This is a genomic window from Aeribacillus sp. FSL k6-2211, assembly GCF_037966125.1.
Lineage (GTDB): Bacteria > Bacillota > Bacilli > Bacillales > Aeribacillaceae > Aeribacillus > Aeribacillus composti.
In genome coordinates, this window is sequence record NZ_CP150190.1 from 1,507,303 (window position 1) to 1,527,893 (window position 20,591).

Below are 20,591 nucleotides of genomic sequence, written 5' to 3' on the forward strand. Positions count from 1 at the left end.
TGTAGAAAATGTAAATATATTGAGAGTGTTAAAATGAGAGGTGGGAAGTTTGAAGCAAAACATTGCAGCCATTGAAGAAGATTTGTTGGCAAAGCGTTTAAAAAAAGCGCAACAAGAAAATGAAAAATTAAAAAAATATTACGAAATTTTCGATCGATCAGTAGATGCTATGGTGCTTTTAGATCATCACGGCAAGTTTTTTCAAGTAAATCAGTCAGCATGCCGCCTTTTTGAAATGGAAAAAGAAGTCATACTAGAGAAGTCGATAGATGATTTTGTAGCAGCTCTGCCAGGAAACGAATTTATAAAAAATTTTTCTGATCATGAAAAACAGCAATATGCGGAACTCATGTTAAAACTGGAAAACGGCCGAATCAAATATGTTGAATACAGCATCATTGAGAACATTTACGGCACATACAATCTTGCTATTTTTCGGGATGTTTCTTCGAAAAAAATTCTTGAACAGGAACGATCGATCAATGAACAGCTGTTTCCGGATTTATTTGACCGTGCTGTTGACGGCATTGTCATTTTTGATTACGAAGGATTTATTATAGATGCCAATCAATCATTTTGTACAAGCTTTTGCATTCCGAGTGATGAACTCAAAAACTATAAATTTTCAGATTTTATCGAAGATGAGAAAATGAAAAAATATTTTTATGAAGTATTGTTTGAAAAAGGAAAAATGAAAGGAGAAATGCCTGTCCGATTAAAAGACGGAACGCGAAAAATTTTTGAATTTACGACCACGTCAAACATTTTACACGGATTTTACATGTCGATATTGCGCGATATTACAGAGAAGAGGCTTATGGAACAGCAAATTTTGAAGAGTGAAGAAAGGTTTAGAGAAATTTTTGAAAATGCTCTTGATGCCATCCTTATTTGGGATCATTTTGGAAATATTATACGCGCGAATCAATGGGCTTGCCGCATATTTGAACTCCCCTTTGATGAACTGTTGAAAAGCAATTTAATGCGATTTATCAATGCAAATGATCCAAAGTTTTTGCAGGTGAAAGATGAATATTTAAAATCTGGTGCCATCCGGGAAGAATTAATGTTTTACATGCCGAACGGACAAAAGAAGCAGCTCGAATTCACATCAAAATACAACCCGAAGGAAAAAACCCATATGACCATATTGCGAAATATCAGCGACCGGAAACGAATGGAAAAAGAATTGCGTGAAAGTGAACAAAAATTTCGGAATGTGTTTAACGGAGCGATGGACGGCATTCTTCTGTTTAATGATGATTGGGTGATTGTTGATGCCAATCCTGCTGCAATGCAAATTTTAGGATTAACACAAGACCAAATTGGACGTGATTGCATATTCCGATTTTTTCCCATTCATTTTAAAAGTGATTGGAAAATGGATGGGTTGACGAAAGAATTTGCGATTACGGTGAAAAATAAGCAGGAAAGAATTCTCGAATGTTCATTTAAACGCCACATTATTGAAAATATGAATTTAGTTATATTTCGCGATATCACCGAAAGAAAAGAAATCGAAGAGCGGCTGAGAAAATCGGACACTCTCAATATTGTTGGGGAATTGGCAGCCGGAATAGCCCATGAAATCCGCAATCCAATGACAGCGTTAAAAGGATTTATCCAGCTGCTGCAAGGAAGCATAAAAGAAGATTATTCCATGTATTTCAATGTCATTACTTCTGAGCTGAAGCGAATTGAATCAATCATTGATGAATTTCTTATTTTGGCGAAGCCTCAAGCTGTTCGATTTGAACAAAAAAATATTGTGAAAATCATGAAAGATACGATAGAATTATTAAATGCACAGGCTATTCTAGTAAATGTGCAAATTCATTTAGACTATGGGGAAGTGCCGGATATATTTTGCGAACCCAATCAATTAAAACAAGTTTTTATTAACATATTAAAAAATGCAATCGAAGTGATGCCAAATGGAGGCAATATTTATGTTTCGATCACAAAAGAAGATGATCACCGGGTTCAAATTTCCATTCAAGATGAAGGGCCAGGCATTCCAAAAAATAAACTGAAGCGGCTTGGGGAGCCGTTTTATACAACGAAAGAGCGGGGAACAGGCCTAGGTCTTATGGTAAGCTACAAAATTATTAAAGAGCACAATGGGAAAATTGATGTCAAAAGCAAAGTAGGGTATGGAACGACATTTTATATTTCGCTCCCTATCAATGGTCAAGAAGGTGTGTAGGATGTACTTTTTGCATACAATGAACAGCCCTATTGGAACGATCGGGATTATAGAGGAAAAGAATCGAATTGTCTCTTTGTTGATGGACGAGCAGGAGCTTACAGAGCTTCTGGCATCTTCAAAAGTTGTGGAACATAAAACGGATCTATTGGAAGAGGCAGCGAAACAGCTTAAGGAATATTTTCAAAGGAAACGAAAAATATTTTCCCTTCCCATTTTTCCAAAAGGCACTTCATTTCAGCAAAAAGTATGGAAAGAGTTGATGAACATTCCATACGGTGAAGCTAGAAGCTATCAATATGTTGCAGATGGGATCGGAAATCCGAAAGCTGTTCGGGCAGTTGGACAAGCCAATAAAGCGAATCCTATCCCGATCATAATTCCTTGCCATCGGGTGATTGGCAAAAACGGAGCGCTTGTAGGCTATGCAGGCAATCAAACGGATAAAAAAGCTTTTTTGCTGCAATTAGAGCAATGTAAAAATTGGGCATCATAGAAACTTTCAAAATGAAAAACTCTGCGATGCCTGCGCAGAGTTTTTAAAAAATTTGCTGTTTATATGATGTAAATGCCGTGCAGGTTCTGCATGAGCATTTAAAAAAGCTTGGACGAAATCACTCAACAGCTGTATATGTGTAAAATCTTTCCTCTATAAAAATCATCCCGGTTTGTCTTTTTTATTCTTGTTTAAATTGCAATAGTCTTGTTTTTAAGTCTTTCTCGAGCTGCATTAGTTCTTGCTCAGCCTGCTGCCTTTTTAGACGTCCTTCCTGTTGGATCCTGAGCGTTTCTTCGATTGTTGAAATTAGGTCGTCCTGTGTTTTTTTCAACGTTTCAATATCGACGATGCCTCGTTCATTTTCCCTGGCTGTTTCAATTGTGTTTGCTTTCAGCATTTCTGCATTTTTCAAAAGCAGCTCGTTCGTCGTTTTCGTCACTTGCTTTTGGGCCTCCAGTGCTCCTTTTTGCCGATATAAGGTGAGAGCGATCGCAATTTGGTTTTTCCATAAAGGAATGGACGTCAAAATGGAGGATTGGATTTTTTCCGCTAATGTTTGATTCATATTTTGAATCATCCGGATTTGCGGAGCCGTTTGGATTGTAATTTGCCTAGATAGCTTTAAATCATGGATCCGTTTTTCCAACCGATCAGCAAATTGAAGCATGTCGTTTACTTCTTGAACCGCCATTTGATCTCCAGTTGCTTCCGCTTTTTTTTGCAATTCCGGTATTACTTTTGTATGGAGCTCCTCCAATTTTAATTCACCAGCAGCGATGTAAATGTTTAGCGCGTGAAAGTATTCCTTATTATGCTCATATAAACGATCGAGCAATTGAATATCGGACATCAGCGCTTTTTTTGAATTTTCCAGCCGGACTGTAATGCGTTCAATTTGTGCCCCGATTTTTTGGTATTTGGATAAAATTTCATTGATCGAACTAGATATTTTCTTGAAAAGACGAGAGAAGAAGCTTCGTTTTTCCGGTTTTAATTCTTCCGGGTTTACTTGTTCGAGTTTGCTCATCAGCTCTTTTAAAATATCGCCTATAGGCCCGATATCCTTTTTTTGAACATAGTCCAGCATTTCGTGGGAAAAACTGGAGAGCTTTTGCTGAGCGGAAGCCCCAAATTGGACGATCGAATGCCGGTTTTTGTAATCAATTTGAGCTGCCAGCTGTGCAGCCTTTGCTTTATGCTCCTGTGAGAGCATGTCGATAAATTTTTTCGGCTGTTCTTCTTCGCCGACTGCTAAAGGTGATGCGGGCTTATCTTCTTTTTCTCCAAATGGGTCCTTTAATAGATCATCTAATAGATCCAACTCTTTCTTTTCTTCCAACGTAATCACCTATCTTTCCATTTCGTTGTTTGTTTTTTCGCAACATTTAATTCAAATTGAAGATGTTCGATATCATTCGATAAAACGGTGATTAAATCTTTCTCCAATGATTCGCAAATTTGATTCAACATCTGTTTCGTTTCTTCCAATGATGATTTAACGTTCTGATCGCGGATCGGCTGGGCGGAAAGAAACGTATACTTTTCTGCAAGCTCCACGCAAGAATCTAAATGATAGAAAAAGAATGATTCGCCTTGATAGAAGCGTTTCGGCTCCTTTTCAACGACATGATATATACGTTTGGAAAGCCTGATTGCTTCGACAAGCTGCTGAATCGTTCCGAGCGATCGGGCTCTAAATAAGGTGCGCTGCAGTCGGGCAATTTTTTGTCTTGCTTCCTTTAAATTTTCCTGTACATATTTGTATTCACTGGCTGTCAATCCGTTTTGCTTCAGCCAATTTCTTTTTTGCAGCCATTTGGTGATATAATAGACGATAATACCGCCTGCAACAGCATACAAAGACGATTGAATGAAAGCTTGGTCAAATCCTAAAAACAAGGCAAACCAAAGAACAGACATCGAACAAACAGCAATAAAACTTCTTATTAAAAACAAGAATATCGATTTCATGATCCTACCCCTGTCAGCATTGTTTAATAAATTTACGAACAAACGGAAAGCAAGGTTTCGCTTTTTACTACAATTTTACTACAATTTAGAGAAAAAGTAGAATGATTTGTGAATCGGAATGGAACGAAACGTTTTTTCAAACGTAATAAAGTAAAAAAATAAATAATGGAGGGAAATCCATGATTATTACAACAACCAATTCTTTGCAAGGAAAGGAAATTGAAGAATACTTGGGGATTGTCAGCGGTACAACCATTCTTGGTGCAAACATTGTCCGCGATTTTTTGGCAGGCATTACGGATATTGTCGGCGGCAGAAGCGGCGCATATGAAAGCAAGCTTTCAGAAGGAAGGGAAATAGCTATTGAAGAAATGACAGCGAAAGCTAGAAATCTGGGCGCCAATGCTGTGATTGGAGTGGATCTTGACTTTGAAACATTACGAGATGGGATGATGATGGTTGTAGCAACTGGAACAGCTGTAAAAATCCGATAAAATTGCGCTGTTTTTTAGGCTTGTCATTGTGATGATAGAAATAAGCGCAGCTTTTCTTAATGAAAGGAAAGAAATTTCCGACAATATTTTAAATAGAAAACAAGCATCTTATCATTGCTCAAATATTGTCCTCCGACCTATAAAACGGCAGCGGTTATTGAGGCAATAAGCTTTGGTCTGCTGTCAGCGAGTAAAAAAGAAGTCGAATTTTTTCTTTTAAAAAGTCTTTTGGATAAGCTTTTTATGACTGTATGAATGTTTTGACAATCCTCCTTACATAAATATTAAAGAGGATTGTCAAATACTTGTGTAAAAATATTGTCTAAATTTGCGAATCTATTTACAAAAATAGTAGAATCTGTAATAATAACCGAGTGCGTGTCTTTAGACCGCGAGATTTGGAAGGAGGATATGAGAAATGGCAACGGAAGAAGAGCTGCGCAAAGAAAAGCTGTTCATAGAAATCATAATAAAAAGGCAAAAAATGATTGAAATGGCTCAAATAAACGGGATGAACAGCAAAGAGACGATTGAGCTGAGCCAAGAACTGGACAAGCTTTTAAACAAATACCAGCAAATGGTAAGCAGCGATGAGAAAAATCAATCGATTTTCCACCCTATGAAATGGACATTAACAAATCCTTTTGTTGCAACGGTTGAAAAATAAAGAAAACTCATATTTGACAAGCTTAAAAAAGTTCAGTCAGCACAATCATAAATAAAATTCCGAAAATAAAAGAATATGTCGAAGTCAATTCATGACCATCGCCGTGGCTTTCCGGAATCAATTCTTTATAAATGATAAAAAGCATTGCTCCTGCAGCAAAAGCAAGACCGTAAGAAACTAAAGATTCAACAAATGTTGTTAAATAAAACCCTATTAGAGATGTGACAATCTCGATCGCTCCTGTCAACGTTGCAATGAAAAAGGCTTTGATGCGGGAAATGTTCTGATTGATTAAAAAAAGCGCAACTAATAAGCCTTCTGGTGCATTTTGCAGCCCGATTGCAAGAGCAATTAGATGACCTAAATCTTGTTTCTCTGAGGCATAACTTACTCCGACAGATAGACCCTCCGGGAGATTATGTAAGGTGATCGCCGAGATAATGAGCAATGCTTTTTCGTCAAATTGTATTCCTTCTTTCGTATGCTCCAGTTCAATGTGAGGAATATTTTTCTCTAAAATTGTTAATATAAGCACTCCAAGTATTAATCCGATGCACATTTTCATTATATTTCCGTTTGCTAATGCTTCAGGTATCAACCCCCTCATGGAAGCAGCCATCATAATTCCAGCGCTGAATGCTAATAATAAATCTCTTCCTCTATGTTTAATCGTTTTTTGCAAAAAAAGAATCGGGAGAGCCCCTAAACCTGTAGACATTGCTGATAAAAAACTCCCAATATATACGTCGTACATAAAATCGTACCCCTTTTCAGAAAAAATAAATTTTGATAATAATGTTTTATAATAGATTTGTTATTTTATCAATAGAAGGAGATTTTATATGAAAGAAACGCTCTTGTTCATTGTAGAACTGATTAATGATTTTCATGACAATATTATCCATTTGGTAGAAATGGCTGGTTTTCAATTAACAGATAAACAGCTGCATTTTTGGATCATCGGCATTTTCGGCATGGTTATCTTTTTCATTACACATGTGGTATTTAAATATATAGCAAAATTCGGCATTTTATGTATATCGTTTATTTATACAATGACCGTACTAGTTGTCATAGTGTTTGCCATTGAGATTCAACAAAAAATAACGAATAGAGGAAATATGGAATTTGAAGATATTGTGCAAGGACTATGGGGATTTCTCGCTCTGTTCTTCGCTTTTTTGAGCATTTATATCGTTTATAAAGGTGCAGTAAAAATAATGGGAAAAACACGTTCTCAAAAAGGAAGAAAAGGAAAAAGCGGAAGCCGCATGTCAAGATATCATTCATCATAAGAAAATGATTGGCTACGACTCAGCATTTTTTAGCCCCGATCCTCTAATCGGTTTTTGATTCAAAAATAGATAAAAGAAGGTAGAAACCGTCGCTTTCATCGGTTTCTACCAATCCTGCATCAAATGCATCATCAGGCATTTTTAGATGCGGCTTACATTAGAACAAGAAGGCTATTTTTCGCCTAGTTCAGAATCACATCGAGCTTCAGCTTTTATTTGATAGCGGCAGCTTTATCGTCACGGTTGTGCCGACATTCAATTTGCTTTCAATCTCAATGGTGCCGTCATACATATCGACAATGCGTTTGCATATTGCCAGTCCAAGTCCGGTGCCGCTGTCTTTCATCGTAAAAAATGGGTCAAAAATTTTTTCCATCATTTTTTCAGGAATCCCCTTCCCTGTATCGATCACTTTGATAACTGCAAGATTTGCTTCTTTTTTGACAATCAATTCTAATGATCCGTTCATGTCCATTGCTTCTAAAGCATTTTTCGTTAAATTTAACAAAACTTGTTTAATATGATTTTTTGTACAATAAATCCGAATAGGATTATGCCGATCCATATGAACTTGAAAATTTGTTCGATGGAGATTGATTTCCGATTTAATGATCGGCATGACTTCGTCGATAATCTGATTTAAGTCGTACAGTTTGTGTTTATGAGCGGTTGGTTTTCCGAGAACGAGAAATTCGCTCACAATTTCATTGATTCGGTCGATCTCTTTTTCTATGACGGAAAAATAATGCTGATCTTCTTCTGACTGATATTTTTTCTTTAACAGTTGAATAAAACCGCTAATTCCAGTTAAAGGATTTCGGATTTCATGCGCTGTGCTGGCAGCGAGAGTACCGACCAGTTCAAGCTTTTGCGCTTTAATTTTTTCTTCTTCCAATCTTGCTTTACGTTTCAGCAAATAATATTGGATCAACAAAAAAATAATATTAAAAAAAATGTATACAATGGCGGCATAAGTTAAAACAACTTGAGAGATTTCCAACGGCTTGACCGGAGCGACCGACGCTTTCAGCACCCATGGAAGCTGGGTAATATCCGTTTGAACAGATTTTTCGGAAGCGTCCTTTTCTTTTTCGCCTGCACTGAAAAGAAAGTTGTTCTTCGTGTCGCTCACCACGATATATAAATCTGGGCTCAGTACATTCATAATATTTTGTATATAGTTTATGCTTAATGTGGCGTATAAAACGCCATTTACATCTTTTTGCTGATTTACAATCGGGGTGCAGATCGTGATAAGCTTTTTATCGTGAACTTCTGAAATAGAAGTCTTTTTTGTTGCGAGCGCAGATTGAAAACATTTTTCCGAAGAGATGTCATGATGTAATGAAACGGGTTGAGTGCCGATTTTTATTGTTCCGTCTGCATTTGCGATATAAAGGCCGGTAAAGCGGGGTTCTTGTTGTAGGGTTTCTTTTAGAGCTCTTTGAATTTGGTTTGGATTATTTTCTTGATCTATGAATAACGCCATTGTTTCCATTCTCGTTTTTGTTTCCGAGATTAAGCGGTCAATTTGACTTTGATGAATGTCTAGCATATATACGGCTTCTTTTTCATGTTTCAAAAAGAGAATATTTTTTTGTTTTTCCCATATGATAAACGAAATCAGAAAAGTGGGCAGGATTACGATCAAAATGTAAAGCAAAACCTTATGGCGATGTGTTAAGTCCAGCATTTCTTTAAACTCCTTCTTTTTCATCAACCTTTTTATTATAGCATGATCTTTTGAAAGAAGATCGGGGTTAAAAAAAGTTTTTTTATTCTGAAATTTTCTATGCAGTGATTGACAATAATGAGAAGTTTCACTATTATAATTCAAGACATTGAAATACTAAAGGAATGATGAAAGTTGGCTAAGGATAACAGCAGTATTGAAAAATCTCTAAAATTTTTTATCGTTCTTTCACGTGCTTATCGCGCAATGAATGATCAAGTTAGCAAGCACATTCAATCATATGGATTAAACTTAACGGAATTTGCCGTTTTAGAGCTTTTGTATCATAAAGGAGATCAGCCACTTCAACAAATCGGCGGAAAAATTCTTTTAGCTAGCGGCAGCATTACGTATGTTATTGATAAATTAGAGCAAAAAGGGCTGTTAGTTCGAAAAGCATGCCCTAAAGACCGCCGTGTCACATATGCGGCAATAACGGAAAAGGGGAGAAAATGGATTGAAGAAATCTTTCCTTCTCATCAAGAGATGATTGATTCGATCGTGAATATTTTGACAGAAGATGAGAAGGAAACAGCGATTAATCTATTAAAAAAAGTAGGGTACCATGCGAAAGAAAAATGAAAGCGGAACCGGCTTAATTCGGCTCCGCTTTTTTATTGTTTGGAAGAATTAGAATTTCCACCCGTCTGTTTTTTTGTCTTCCTTCTGCTGTATCATTGGAAGCGACGGGTTTGTATTCGCCGTATCCTTTCGCACTGAACTTGCTTGGGTCGAGATTTTTGTTTTCTAAAATAATTTTCATCACATTTACGGCTCTCATAACACTTAAATGCCAGTTTGAATCAAAGTTTGAATTATGAATCGGTACATTGTCTGTATGTCCGCTGATAACCACGTTGCGGGCACTGCCCATGGCGAGCATTTTGGCAATGTCAGTAGCCAAAATTTCATCTTTTTTTCTCACTTTGGCGCTGCCCGAATCAAACAATATATCGTCCCGAATCGTGATTAACAAACCCTCTTCGTTTAGTGATGTTTTAATATTGTTTTTCAAGTTGTTTTCTTCAATGTATTGATTAAACCGATTTTGAACTTCCGCTAATTCCTCTTGATCGCTGTTTCCCGATTCATCATTGTCATGAGGCTCATTTTGCACTTTTCCATTTTGTTTGTTTTCTTCGATGTTTTCCATTTCTTGTTGTGGTAGAGGGCTCGGATATTCTAAAACGCTTATGCCTCCGTCAAAATTGGAATTGAAAGCTCTAGCCAAACGTTCAAATTTTTGGGCATCTATCGAACTGAGAGCAAATAGGACGATAAAGAGCGCAAGCAAAAGGGTTAAAATATCGGCATAGGGAATAAGCCAGCTTTCATCTGTATGATGGTCATTGCGGTTTTTTTTTCTACTACGCATCGGACGCAACACTTCCTTCATCAGAAATCTTTGCCCGTTCTTTTTCAGGAAGATAAAATGCCAACTTTTGCTGGATCGTCCGCGGTGCCTGTCCTTCTAAAATGGAAAGAATGCCTTCGATCATCACCTGGCGGACGAGCACCTCCTGCTGGGATTTCCTTTTCAGCTTGTTCGCAAATGGGTGCCATAAAACATATCCTGTAAAAATTCCGAGCAAAGTAGCAACGAACGCGGCGCTGATCGAATGTCCGAGCTCCTCAATATTTTCCAAATTGGCTAGTGCGGCAATCAAACCTAATACAGCTCCTAATACGCCAAGAGTCGGAGCATACGTGCCGGCCTGAGAAAAAATGGCGGCGCCTGCTTCATGCCGCTCTTCCATTGCATTGATTTCTTCTGTCATAACATCTCGGATGAACTCGGCAGACTGACCGTCCACAGCCATGCTTAAACCGGTCTTTAAAAATGGGTCATCTATTTCCTGAAGCTTAGCTTCCAGCGCCAACAATCCTTCTTTCCTTGCGATTTGCGCCCATTCAGAGAAAAGGACAATCAACTCTTGAATCGTATAAGTTTGTGTGTCTTTAAATAAGACGCGGAATAATTTCGGTACTCTTTTAATTTCATTTGTCGGAAAGGCAATTACGACCGCAGCAATCGTTCCGATGATAATAATGACGATAGCTGCCGGATTGATTAAGACGGAAAGACTGACACCTTTTAAAACCATGCCGACAATAATTGCCATAATTCCTAAAAAAATGCCGATAATTGATGTTTTGTCCATGTTCATCAAATCCTTCTTCTTTCTATATTCAATTATTATATCGACAAAGAAAGACGAAAATTTTATATTTGATCAAAAAAATAAACGACACCTTCATCGAATCGATTTTTGCGATGCTGCTCCCAAATAAAAAAAGGGGCTGTCCGAAAAGTCGATTGAATCGACCTTGGGCTCAGCCCTTTTTTCTGTTTTTAGGGTACAAAAAAATCGTCCTTTTTTATAGAATGAAATTGACCAAAAAACATTCTACAGAAAGGACGATTTCTTATGAATAATCAAATGACTATTCAAGAAAATTATAACACGCAATTAGAAATGACTCTAGAGGGTATTCAAAAAATAGAGGTTCAAAAGAATAAGAAACGCAAAAAACTAGTTTTCCAACCTTATTGCAATCGTCAAGTCATGAGCATTTTAGATATCGAAATGTATATTCCTGAAAATCATGTCGCCCGTTTAGTGGATGAAATGGTGGAATCGATTCCGGATGAAGTGTTGTATACTCATTATGTTGGTGGGGGTCGTGCACCCTATCACCCTAAAATGTTATTGAAAGTGATTTTATATGCGTACACTCAAAATGTTTATTCAAGTCGGAAAATAGCGCAAATGGTGAAAGAAAATCTTCCGATGATGTGGTTGGCGGGATTGCAAACCCCTGACCATCGCACAATAAATGATTTTCGTAGTGTTCGTATGTCAAACATGATGGATTCTGTATTTGAACAATTTGTCCTTCAACTAGTAGAACAAGGACTTATCGACCTCGACCATATTTTTGTGGATGGTACGAAAATAGAAGCGAATGCCAACAAATATACGTTTGTATGGCGAAAATCCGTAGAAAAATATGATCAGAAACTACGAGCCAAAATTCAATCGTTTCTACAAGAAGCGCACCAAATCGCCTTGGAGGAATTAAAAGAAGAACAATTAGAAGAAGAATTAGAAAAATCATCGGCACAACTTTCTGAGAGAATAGAAGCTTTGGAAAAAGATTATAAACAGGAAGAAGACAAAGAAAGAAAAAAAGAACTTCGCTCTAAAAAATCCCAACTCACCAAACAACTGAAAACGATTCAAACGGATTATCTTCCACGATTACGAAAATACAAAGTACAAAAACAGATTCTAGGTGAACGAAATAGCTACTCGAAAACCGACCATGAGGCCACTTTTATGCGAATGAAAGAGGACCATATGAAAAACGGCCAACTCAAGGCGGGTTATAATGTTCAACTCGCCACACAACATCAATTTATCGTGGGATTTGAAATTTATCAAAATCCAGGAGATACTCGCTGTTTCCAACCATTTATGGAAAAGTTATTGGAATCGATGCCGAAGGAAAAGAAACTCAAGTATGTCATTGCCGATGCAGGATATGCGAGTGAAGAAAACTATTTATATGCGATTGGCGAAGAAAAAGAACCTCGTTTTGAATTATTAGCCCCATACCAAACCTATTTGAAGGAACAAAGTAAAAAGTTTAAAAAGGATTTATCAAAAGTACAAAACTGGAAATACATCGAAGAAGACGATTGCTTTATCTGTCCGAACAATCGGAAAGTCGTATTCAAGTATTATCAAAAAAGAAAAAATGCATCTGGATACATACAAGATTTGAAAGTGTACGAGTGTGAAGATTGTACGGATTGCCCGTTGAAGAATGGGTGTACGAAAGCCAAAGGAAATCGTCGAGTATATTGGAACACGATTTATGAAGAAATGAAAGCGAAAGCCAAAGCAGCTCTTGGTGACGAACAAAAGGCAGCTCTTTATGCGAAGCGTAAAGTGGATGTCGAAAGTGTGTTCGGTAACATCAAGGGCAATTTGCGTTTCACTCGATTTCTGTTACGGGGGCTTCATAAAGTCCGAACAGAATTCGGGATTGTGGCAATGGCCCACAACATACTGAAATGGGCCGCAAATTCCCAAACCAATTTCAAAAATAAGGAAACAGAGCGAATGGAAAAACTCATTGTTTTCTCCATTCGCTCTGTTTTTATGGACTTTTTAGACAAGCCCCTGTTATGAACGAATAACAATTTCTTCATTTTCCATATCGGCGATTAAATGATTGTGCACTTCACCGTCTAACAGGATGTCTGCAATTTTGTCTTCAATATGTTCTTGAATGACGCGGCGAAGCGGACGAGCGCCGAACGATGGATGATAGCCGATTTCTACCAATTTTTCTTTTGCTTTTTCTGTTACGTCCAATGAAATGTTTTGTTCTTTCAACGTGCTCCGAACTTCTTCAAGCATCAAATCAACTATTTTCAAATAATCTTCTTTATCAAGCGGTTTAAATTCGATAATGGCATCGAAACGGTTTAAAAATTCAGGCTTAAAGAATGAACCGAGAGATTCAAGGATGCTTGATTCTTTTTCCACCGTGCTGTTAAAACCGACGTGAACTTGTTTTGCACCTGCTCCAGCGTTAGAGGTCATAATAATGACCGTATCTTTGAAGCTGACGGTGCGGCCTTGGCTGTCTGTCAAGCGTCCGTCTTCTAATATTTGCAAGAAAATGTGCTGTACATCTGGATGAGCTTTTTCAATTTCATCCAGCAGGATAATGCAGTAAGGGTTGCGACGAACCTTTTCCGTTAATTGTCCTGCTTCTTCATGTCCGACATAGCCTGGAGGCGAGCCGATTAATTTTGAAACAGAATGTTTTTCCATATATTCACTCATATCCAAGCGAATCATGGCATCTTTTGAACCGAACAGCTCCGAAGCTAATGTTTTCGACAATTCCGTTTTTCCAACGCCAGTCGGGCCGACGAACAGGAAGGATCCGATTGGTCGGTTTTTTGCTTTCAATCCAGCGCGGCTGCGGCGAATGGCTTTTGCCACTTTCCGGACAGCATCCTCTTGGCCGATAATTTTTTTCGCCAAGTTTTCTTCTAAATGTTTCATTTTTGCTTGCTCATCCTCTTGCAGCTTGCCGACTGGTATGCCGGTTTTTTCTTCGATGATTTTTTGAATGTCTTCTACTTGAACGATTGCTTGCTGTTTGTCCTTTCCTTGTTCAAGCTGCTTTTCAAGGGCAGCTTCTTCGTCGCGAAGCTTAGCTGCAAGTTCGTACTGCTCTTCTTTTAGCGCTTTTTCTTTTTCATGGGCAATTTGTTTAAGCCGCTCGTGGATGTCTGCTTCATTAGCCGGCTCGGCTTTTAAGTTTAATCTTGAACCAGCTTCATCCATTAAATCGATGGCTTTGTCAGGCAAAAAGCGGTCTTGAATATATCGATGAGATAGTGTGACGCAAGCTTTAATCGCATCTTCTGAATATTTGACTTGATGGTATTGTTCATATTTTTCTTGAATTCCTTTTAAAATGCTGATCGCTTCTTCAATGGAAGGTTCTTTCACAATAACCGGCTGGAAGCGTCGTTCAAGGGCTGCATCTTTTTCGATTTGCCGGTATTCTTTTAGAGTTGTTGCTCCGACAACTTGAAGCTCACCGCGGGCGAGCGCTGGCTTTAATATGTTGCCGGCATCCATAGAACCTTCCGCAGAACCGGCGCCGACTAAAAGATGAATTTCATCGATAAACAGGATGATGTTTTTTCGGGCTTGCAATTCTTGAATTAGCTGCTTCATCCGCTGTTCAAATTGTCCGCGAATTCCCGTGTTGGCGACAAGTGATGAAACATCCAGCAAATAAACTTCTTTATTTTTTAATTTTTGCGGAACGTCTCCTTGAGAAATTTTTAAGGCTAGTCCTTCCACAATAGCTGTTTTCCCTACGCCTGGTTCTCCGATTAAAACCGGGTTATTTTTGTTGCGTCGATTTAAAATTTCAATCACTCGTCTTACCTCATCATCGCGGCCGATGACAGGATCAATCAACCCAGCTTTTGCAGCATCCGTTAAATTTCGGCCGAATTGATCGAGGAAGCCGTTCTGTTTTCCGCCCCCTGATTTCGGTTGTGCTTGAACAGCTTGGTCAAAGCTCTCAAAAGAGTTTGGCATAAATGATTGAAATAATTCATCGAAACCGCTGAATCCGTAAAAACCACTTGGGATTTTTTGTTTATATTGTTGATAGCATTCTTGACAGAGACGCATTTCTTGTTTGTTGTGATTGATTTGTACATTTAATAAAACATTGGCTTTTCTTGTTTGGCAATTTTCACATAACATATAACATTCCTCCTTTTTGACTTTGATTAACTTTGACTAAAGGAAGAAACTTCTTTGACTTTCTTTGACCTTTTGGAATCAAAGAGACAATCTCAATCATTCAATAGTTAGATTCACTGTTTGACCTTTTCTGACTTTATTATACTTTGACCTTTTTTGACTTTCAAGTCTTTTTTACAAATTTTTTTCGTCTTTTTTTCCCTTCTTGTCCATATATTGTTGATAAAGTAAGGTGGGTGAAACATGAGCAATAAATGGGTATTGGCACTTCAAATAGCTTCTGTCTATATCGGCACTGTCATCGGTGCAGGGTTTGCAACGGGAAAAGAGATCGTTGAGTTTTTTTCAAAATACGGCGCTGGAGGAATTGTTGGAATTATTTGTTCTGCCGTTTTATTTGTTTGGCTGGGAACGAAAATGATGTTGATCGGAAGACGCATTAATGCATCTTCGTATTTGCAGTTGAACCAATTTTTGTTTGGGACGTTGTCAGCTTATGTAGTCAACGGCTTGATGTTTATGATGCTGATTGGCATCACATCGGTCATGCTGTCGGGGGCGGGGGCGATTTTTGAAGAGCAACTGTCGCTTTCAAAGCAATTTGGAATTTTTTTAACGATTGTGCTTTCCATTGCTGTGATTTCGTTTGGAGTCAAAGGGCTGTCTTCCGTCAATCTAATGGTTGTTCCGCTTTTTATTTTGTTTAGCCTGATCATCTCCATTGAAGCCATCATAAGGAGTGATTTTATCGATTTATCGTTGGATGGAGTGTTTCAACCAGTCAAATCAAGCTTTTTATATGTTTCTTTTAATCTCTCTCTTGCTCAGGCTGTACTTGTTCCGCTCGCAAACGCAATAAAGGATGAAAGCGCCATTAAATTGGGCGGAGTTGTAGGCGGTCTCGGATTAAGCTTCATTTTATTTTCCAGCTATTTCTCCCTTCTGCATTTGCCGGACGCCGGGCTTTTTGAAATCCCAATGGCTGAAATTGTCAAGCAGCTGTTTTCAGGCTTTTATTACATATACATCCTTGTTATTTTTGGAGAAATATTTTCATCGTTGATCGGCAATCTGTATGGTTTGGAACGGCAATTATCATCGGAAAAGCCTTTGGCAAAAATCGCTGGTGTCATTTTCATCCTATTATTATGTTATTTAGTCAGCCTGATAGGATACGGAAAGCTCATTTCCACGCTTTATCCGCTGTTCGGGTATATGAGCATTGCCTTTTTCATATTATTAATGTTCAAAAAAATTCCAGACGATAACAAATCATGATAAAATAGTAGGGAAATGAAGGAGGAGTTTATTTGGATAAAATCGCGGTCATTTCTGATATACATGGGAATATTCCGGCGTTGTCGTCTGTATTGAAAGATATAAGCTTGCGAAATGTAGATCGAATTTTTTGTTTAGGAGATCTTGTCGGAAAAGGACCTGAATCAAAAGAAGCGATCGATATCGTCCGCAGCTCCTGCGATTTTGTTTTAAAAGGAAACTGGGACGAGCTGATTACAAGGGAAGATGTAAACGATGTCGTTCGCTGGCATCAAAATCAGTTGTCGCAAGAAGACATAGAATATTTGCGTAGCCTCCCGTTTTCCATTGATTTTTATATGAGCGGCCGCCGGCTGCGGCTTTTTCATGCATCCCCTTTCAGCGTCTGGATAAGAGTACAGCCTTGGGATTCGATTGAAAAAAGATTGTCCATGTTTGAAAACAGCGTTGAAACCGGTTTGGGAACGAAGGAGCCGGATGTTGTCGGATACGGTGATGTTCATAATGCCTTTATACAGCATTTATCCGGTAAAACGCTTTTTAATGCAGGCAGTGTCGGTAATCCGCTGGACCTGCCCGAAGCATCCTACTGCATTTTGGAAGGCACGTTCAACTCGGAGAAAAGGGCTCCTTTTTCGATTCAGCACATACGTGTTCCATATGATATTGACCTTGCCATTCAATTAGCTAGAAAAAAAGAAATGCCGGAACTAAAAGAGTATATTCAGGAATTAACGACCTCACGCTACAGAGGCTTGGAAAAGGCATGATGCGGAGGTATAAGTAAAATTATTGTAGGTAAAAATTAGCGCCTTCATTTAATGAGAACTCTGATTGCTCATTAAATGAAAGGGAAAGTGTGGCAGTAATATAAGAAAGTGCGGCTGCTCCTGGTAGAATGATCATGGACTACATTTAGAGGATAAAAAATTGCCCACAAACGCTCGGCTCAATTCTGTTTTTTGAAAAAGGAGATTTTTTTACCAAGAGGGTACCCTGAAAAAAGTGATTTCGCTATCAAAAAATAGCGATTAAAAAAGTTGCCCACAAAGTCTTGAGTGACTCCAGTCGGAGCATGCCGTTTGCATAACCAATTCTGTATGATATAATAAGATACAACTTGAATAAAAATCTGTTTCGAAAGAACGGGAGAGGTTCTAGCACACCCTCTATAAAAAACTAAGGAAAACTATATCCTTGGGATATAGTTTTTTCAATGTTTGCGAAAGGTTTAGAAGTTGAATAGATTTATGATGATTTCGAAAGGCTTCTGAACAGCTTGCTTCCGCCTCTGTAGCAGAAAAAGAAGCATCAGTTTCTGTTTAAGCTAGGCAGTGTGAATGGCTTTCTTTTTTCAGAAAGGAGCGTTTTCAAATGGATAATAAGAAAGCGGTCGTTGTGTTTAGCGGAGGACAAGACAGTACAACTTGTTTGTTTTGGGCGAAGAAACAATTTGATGAGGTGACCGCTGTCACGTTTCATTATAATCAGCGGCATGCACAGGAAATTGAAGCAGCGAAAAACATTGCGAACGAAGCCGGCATACCTCATTATGTGCTGGACATGTCCTTATTAAATCAAATGGCGCCGAATGCATTAACGCGTTCAAATATGGAAATTGAACAAAAGGAAGGAGAGCTTCCCAACACTTTTGTTCCGGGGAGGAATTTAGTTTTTTTGACATTTGCCGCCATTTTGGCGAAACAACTGGGAGCGAAACATATTGTGACAGGTGTATGTGAAACGGATTTCAGCGGCTATCCTGACTGCCGGGACGTGTTCGTAAAATCCTGCAATGTAACGATTAATTTAGCGATGGAAGAGGATTTTGTGATTCACACGCCGCTTATGTGGATCAATAAAGCGGAAACGTGGAAGTTTGCCGATGAGTTAGGGGTGTTCGATATCATTCGCGAAAAAACGTTGACGTGCTATAACGGCATTATTGGCGACGGATGCGGCGAATGCCCTGCTTGCTTATTGAGAAAAAGGGGATTGGAACAATATTTGGCTGAAAAAGGAGCTAATACGTGATGCTTCATCAATTTTATCCGCAAGTTTTTCATAGTTATAGTTATGAGCTGAATAAAGATATGCAAATATCTGCTGCACACTACATCCCGCATGAAAAAGCGGGGAAATGCGCCCGTGTACATGGCCACACGTATTTCGTCAATCTCACTATTTGCGGTGATCAGCTTGATGATTCAGGATTCCTTGTGAATTTTCAGCATTTAAAAAAATGGGTTCATGATCGATTTGACCATACGCTGCTCAATGACCATACGGATGTATTCAATGGTCAAAACAGCGAAGACTTTCCAACGACAGAAGTGGTTGCGCGGAAAATTTGGGAAATTGTCCAGGATCATTTAAATGTACTCCCGAATAAACCGAAATGCTTGCAGGTGTTTGTCAGAGAAACGCCGACAAGCTATGTTGTGTACCGTCCGAAAAGGGAGATGAAATAATGAAAAAAATACCGGTCATCGAGATTTTTGGACCGACCATTCAAGGGGAAGGAATGGTGATCGGACAAAAAACAATGTTTGTCCGAACGGCCGGTTGCGACTATTCATGCAGCTGGTGTGATTCAGCTTTTACGTGGAACGGTTCAGCAAAAGATGAAATTAAACAAATGACAGCAGCGGAAATTTTGGACGATCTTATTGAGCTTGGCGGCGATCGCTTCAATCACGTCACCATTTCGGGCGGAAATCCGGCATTGATTAGAGGATTGGATGAATTGATTATCCTTTTAAGGGAGCAAGGATTTCGCACTGCACTGGAGACACAGGGAAGCCGTTATCAAGATTGGTTTTTACTAATCGATGATTTAACTCTTTCTCCCAAGCCTCCTAGTTCAGGGATGAAAACGAACTTTACTGTGCTTGATGACATTATGAAGCGGCTGATCGATGGCGGACGGAAAGACAATGTTAGTCTAAAAGTTGTTGTTTTTAATGAGGAAGATTTTGATTACGCGAAAAACGTCCACCTTCGCTATCCAAATATTTCATTTTATTTGCAGCCTGGAAATGATCAAGTAAACGAACAAAATGATCACCTCCTGAGAAATCAGCTTTTAGAAAAATTAGAATGGCTGATCGAATTGATTGTTCTATCAAAAGAAATGAACGATGCTCGAGTTTTGCCGCAGCTTCATGCACTTGTTTGGGGAAACAAGCGCGGAGTGTAAATGAATAGGAAAGGATGAAAAAAGATGGCTGGAAGAAAAGATGATGAATTGAAAGATCTGACGCTGTTAGGCAACAAAAATACAAAATATTTATTTGAATACAGCCCAGAAGTGTTGGAAGTATTCGATAATAAACATCCAGACCGCGATTATTTCGTGAAGTTCAATTGTCCGGAGTTTACCAGCTTGTGTCAATAAGGGCACACTTCAGTGGCGACACTGTCGGATAAACCTTGTGAATTCAGGGGAAGAGGATAATGGAGTAAAAAGCGGAAATGGCAATTGTAATCAAATAAAAGAAAAACATGTTCTTGTCTCTTATTCCCATTATCTTTCCAACCCTGAGCCAAGCCTCAAATTTAAGGGAATCTTCTTCTTAAATTTGAGGAAGGTGCAGAGACTATCGAAATCACTCCAGCATGAAGCGAGTAAGAGTAGTGTTGGAGGAAGAGAGTAGAGTACACCAAGATGACAGCATATATTATCTTGGTGGAAGCGCAAGGGTTCTTATTCAATATCGCAGTTGAATAAGAATATGATATAGTCCACCTGTTTGTGAAAAACAGAGGCCAATCACCGGACAACCGGACTTCGCGACCATTTATATCAGCTATATTCCAGACAAAAAATGTGTGGAAAGCAAGTCGCTGAAGCTTTATTTGTTCAGCTTCCGCAACCACGGCGATTTCCATGAGGACTGTGTTAATATTATCATGAATGATTTAATCAAGATCATGGAGCCCCGCTACATCGAAGTATGGGGAAAATTTACGCCGCGCGGCGGTATTTCTATTGATCCTTATGTCAATTGGGGACGTCCTGGAACAAAATACGAGAAAATGGCGGAGTATCGTATGATGAACCATGATTTGTACCCGGAAAAAGTGGACAACCGATAAAGCAAGTCGCTTGAGGAGTTTTTTTGATAAAAGAACC

At 38.6% G+C, this 20,591-nt stretch carries 19 protein-coding genes, 2 pseudogenes and 1 riboswitch; of the genes and pseudogenes, 14 read left to right on the forward strand and 7 right to left on the reverse strand.

Annotated features, from left to right (window positions below):
- Nucleotides 1-49 precede the first annotated feature (49 nt).
- Nucleotides 50-2,206, forward strand: coding sequence for a PAS domain S-box protein (locus NSU19_RS07370; protein ID WP_339199578.1), 2,157 nt, complete (start codon nucleotides 50-52; stop codon nucleotides 2,204-2,206).
- A gap of 1 nt (nucleotide 2,207) precedes the next feature.
- On the forward strand, nucleotides 2,208-2,702 hold the full coding sequence (locus NSU19_RS07375) for a methylated-DNA--[protein]-cysteine S-methyltransferase (RefSeq protein ID WP_063389369.1): 495 nt from the start codon (nucleotides 2,208-2,210) through the stop codon (nucleotides 2,700-2,702).
- Between the two features lie 181 nt (nucleotides 2,703-2,883).
- On the opposite strand, the gene NSU19_RS07380 is transcribed toward NSU19_RS07375, so the two are convergent.
- A complete protein-coding gene (locus NSU19_RS07380) occupies nucleotides 2,884-4,044 on the reverse strand; it encodes a toxic anion resistance protein (protein ID WP_339199581.1) in 1,161 nt (386 codons plus the stop codon).
- A gap of 5 nt (nucleotides 4,045-4,049) precedes the next feature.
- A complete protein-coding gene (locus NSU19_RS07385; protein ID WP_339199583.1) occupies nucleotides 4,050-4,676 on the reverse strand; it encodes a 5-bromo-4-chloroindolyl phosphate hydrolysis family protein in 627 nt (208 codons plus the stop codon).
- Between the two features lie 179 nt (nucleotides 4,677-4,855).
- On the opposite strand from NSU19_RS07385, the gene NSU19_RS07390 reads away from it, so the two are divergent.
- Both NSU19_RS07390 and NSU19_RS07395 read left to right on the forward strand, forming a co-directional pair.
- Nucleotides 4,856-5,170 carry a YbjQ family protein gene (locus NSU19_RS07390; protein WP_066247932.1) on the forward strand — a complete coding sequence of 105 codons (315 nt, stop codon included), beginning with the start codon at nucleotides 4,856-4,858 and terminating at the stop codon, nucleotides 5,168-5,170.
- Nucleotides 5,171-5,588: 418 nt separating this feature from the next.
- Complete coding sequence (locus tag NSU19_RS07395; RefSeq protein WP_066247934.1) at nucleotides 5,589-5,837, forward strand: aspartyl-phosphate phosphatase Spo0E family protein; 249 nt, start codon at nucleotides 5,589-5,591, stop codon at nucleotides 5,835-5,837.
- Nucleotides 5,838-5,859: 22 nt separating this feature from the next.
- Here NSU19_RS07395 and NSU19_RS07400 read toward each other — a convergent pair whose 3' ends face one another.
- On the reverse strand, nucleotides 5,860-6,591 hold the full coding sequence (locus tag NSU19_RS07400; RefSeq protein ID WP_339199586.1) for a ZIP family metal transporter: 732 nt from the start codon (nucleotides 6,589-6,591) through the stop codon (nucleotides 5,860-5,862).
- A gap of 88 nt (nucleotides 6,592-6,679) precedes the next feature.
- On the opposite strand from NSU19_RS07400, the gene NSU19_RS07405 reads away from it, so the two are divergent.
- On the forward strand, nucleotides 6,680-7,132 hold the full coding sequence (locus NSU19_RS07405) for a hypothetical protein (RefSeq protein ID WP_339199589.1): 453 nt from the start codon (nucleotides 6,680-6,682) through the stop codon (nucleotides 7,130-7,132).
- A 205-nt stretch (nucleotides 7,133-7,337) separates the two neighbouring features.
- On the opposite strand, the gene NSU19_RS07410 is transcribed toward NSU19_RS07405, so the two are convergent.
- A complete protein-coding gene (locus NSU19_RS07410) occupies nucleotides 7,338-8,825 on the reverse strand; it encodes an ATP-binding protein (RefSeq protein ID WP_339199592.1) in 1,488 nt (495 codons plus the stop codon).
- A gap of 174 nt (nucleotides 8,826-8,999) precedes the next feature.
- Here NSU19_RS07410 and NSU19_RS07415 point away from each other — a divergent pair, with 174 nt between their 5' ends.
- Nucleotides 9,000-9,446 (forward strand): MarR family transcriptional regulator, encoded by a 447-nt coding sequence (locus tag NSU19_RS07415; protein ID WP_327863584.1) that lies wholly within the window; start codon nucleotides 9,000-9,002, stop codon nucleotides 9,444-9,446.
- A gap of 13 nt (nucleotides 9,447-9,459) precedes the next feature.
- Here the strand turns inward: NSU19_RS07415 and motB are convergent, their stop codons facing one another.
- Together motB and motA are read right to left on the reverse strand one after the other, a co-directional pair.
- The gene (gene motB, locus NSU19_RS07420) at nucleotides 9,460-10,239 is read right to left on the reverse strand and encodes a flagellar motor protein MotB (RefSeq protein WP_063389361.1); all 780 of its coding nucleotides are present in this window, start codon (nucleotides 10,237-10,239) and stop codon (nucleotides 9,460-9,462) included.
- Complete coding sequence (motA, locus tag NSU19_RS07425; RefSeq protein WP_063389457.1) at nucleotides 10,232-11,026, reverse strand: flagellar motor stator protein MotA; 795 nt, start codon at nucleotides 11,024-11,026, stop codon at nucleotides 10,232-10,234. The genes motB and motA overlap by 8 nt, the downstream gene beginning before the upstream one ends.
- Nucleotides 11,027-11,293: 267 nt before the next feature.
- Here motA and NSU19_RS07430 point away from each other — a divergent pair, with 267 nt between their 5' ends.
- Nucleotides 11,294-13,063 carry an IS1182 family transposase gene (locus NSU19_RS07430; RefSeq protein WP_339199596.1) on the forward strand — a complete coding sequence of 590 codons (1,770 nt, stop codon included), beginning with the start codon at nucleotides 11,294-11,296 and terminating at the stop codon, nucleotides 13,061-13,063.
- On the opposite strand, the gene NSU19_RS07435 is transcribed toward NSU19_RS07430, so the two are convergent.
- Nucleotides 13,058-15,178 (reverse strand): ATP-dependent Clp protease ATP-binding subunit, encoded by a 2,121-nt coding sequence (locus NSU19_RS07435; RefSeq protein ID WP_339199599.1) that lies wholly within the window; start codon nucleotides 15,176-15,178, stop codon nucleotides 13,058-13,060. The two genes, NSU19_RS07430 and NSU19_RS07435, sit on opposite strands and share 6 nt — an antisense overlap.
- 243 nt (nucleotides 15,179-15,421) lie before the next feature.
- Here NSU19_RS07435 and NSU19_RS07440 point away from each other — a divergent pair, with 243 nt between their 5' ends.
- The 7 genes and pseudogenes from NSU19_RS07440 to queF all read left to right on the forward strand — a co-directional run.
- Nucleotides 15,422-16,456, forward strand: a complete 1,035-nt coding sequence (locus NSU19_RS07440; protein WP_339199602.1) for a hypothetical protein — start codon at nucleotides 15,422-15,424, stop codon at nucleotides 16,454-16,456.
- A gap of 32 nt (nucleotides 16,457-16,488) precedes the next feature.
- A complete protein-coding gene (locus NSU19_RS07445; RefSeq protein WP_066247942.1) occupies nucleotides 16,489-17,226 on the forward strand; it encodes a metallophosphoesterase family protein in 738 nt (245 codons plus the stop codon).
- 375 nt (nucleotides 17,227-17,601) lie between these two features.
- Nucleotides 17,602-17,645, forward strand: a riboswitch (PreQ1 riboswitch).
- A gap of 185 nt (nucleotides 17,646-17,830) precedes the next feature.
- Complete coding sequence (queC, locus tag NSU19_RS07450) at nucleotides 17,831-18,490, forward strand: 7-cyano-7-deazaguanine synthase QueC (protein ID WP_063389357.1); 660 nt, start codon at nucleotides 17,831-17,833, stop codon at nucleotides 18,488-18,490.
- Nucleotides 18,490-18,927 carry a 6-carboxytetrahydropterin synthase QueD gene (gene queD / locus NSU19_RS07455; RefSeq protein ID WP_063389356.1) on the forward strand — a complete coding sequence of 146 codons (438 nt, stop codon included), beginning with the start codon at nucleotides 18,490-18,492 and terminating at the stop codon, nucleotides 18,925-18,927. The genes queC and queD overlap by 1 nt, the downstream gene beginning before the upstream one ends.
- Complete coding sequence (queE, locus tag NSU19_RS07460) at nucleotides 18,927-19,655, forward strand: 7-carboxy-7-deazaguanine synthase QueE (protein WP_339199605.1); 729 nt, start codon at nucleotides 18,927-18,929, stop codon at nucleotides 19,653-19,655. Before queD ends, queE begins: the two co-directional genes overlap by 1 nt.
- A 24-nt stretch (nucleotides 19,656-19,679) precedes the next feature.
- Nucleotides 19,680-19,847 (forward strand): annotated as a pseudogene (locus NSU19_RS07465) (NADPH-dependent 7-cyano-7-deazaguanine reductase QueF); the annotation flags it as partial.
- A gap of 383 nt (nucleotides 19,848-20,230) precedes the next feature.
- Nucleotides 20,231-20,554 (forward strand): annotated as a pseudogene (gene queF / locus NSU19_RS07470) (preQ(1) synthase); the annotation flags it as partial.
- Between the last annotated feature and the right edge of the window lie 37 nt (nucleotides 20,555-20,591).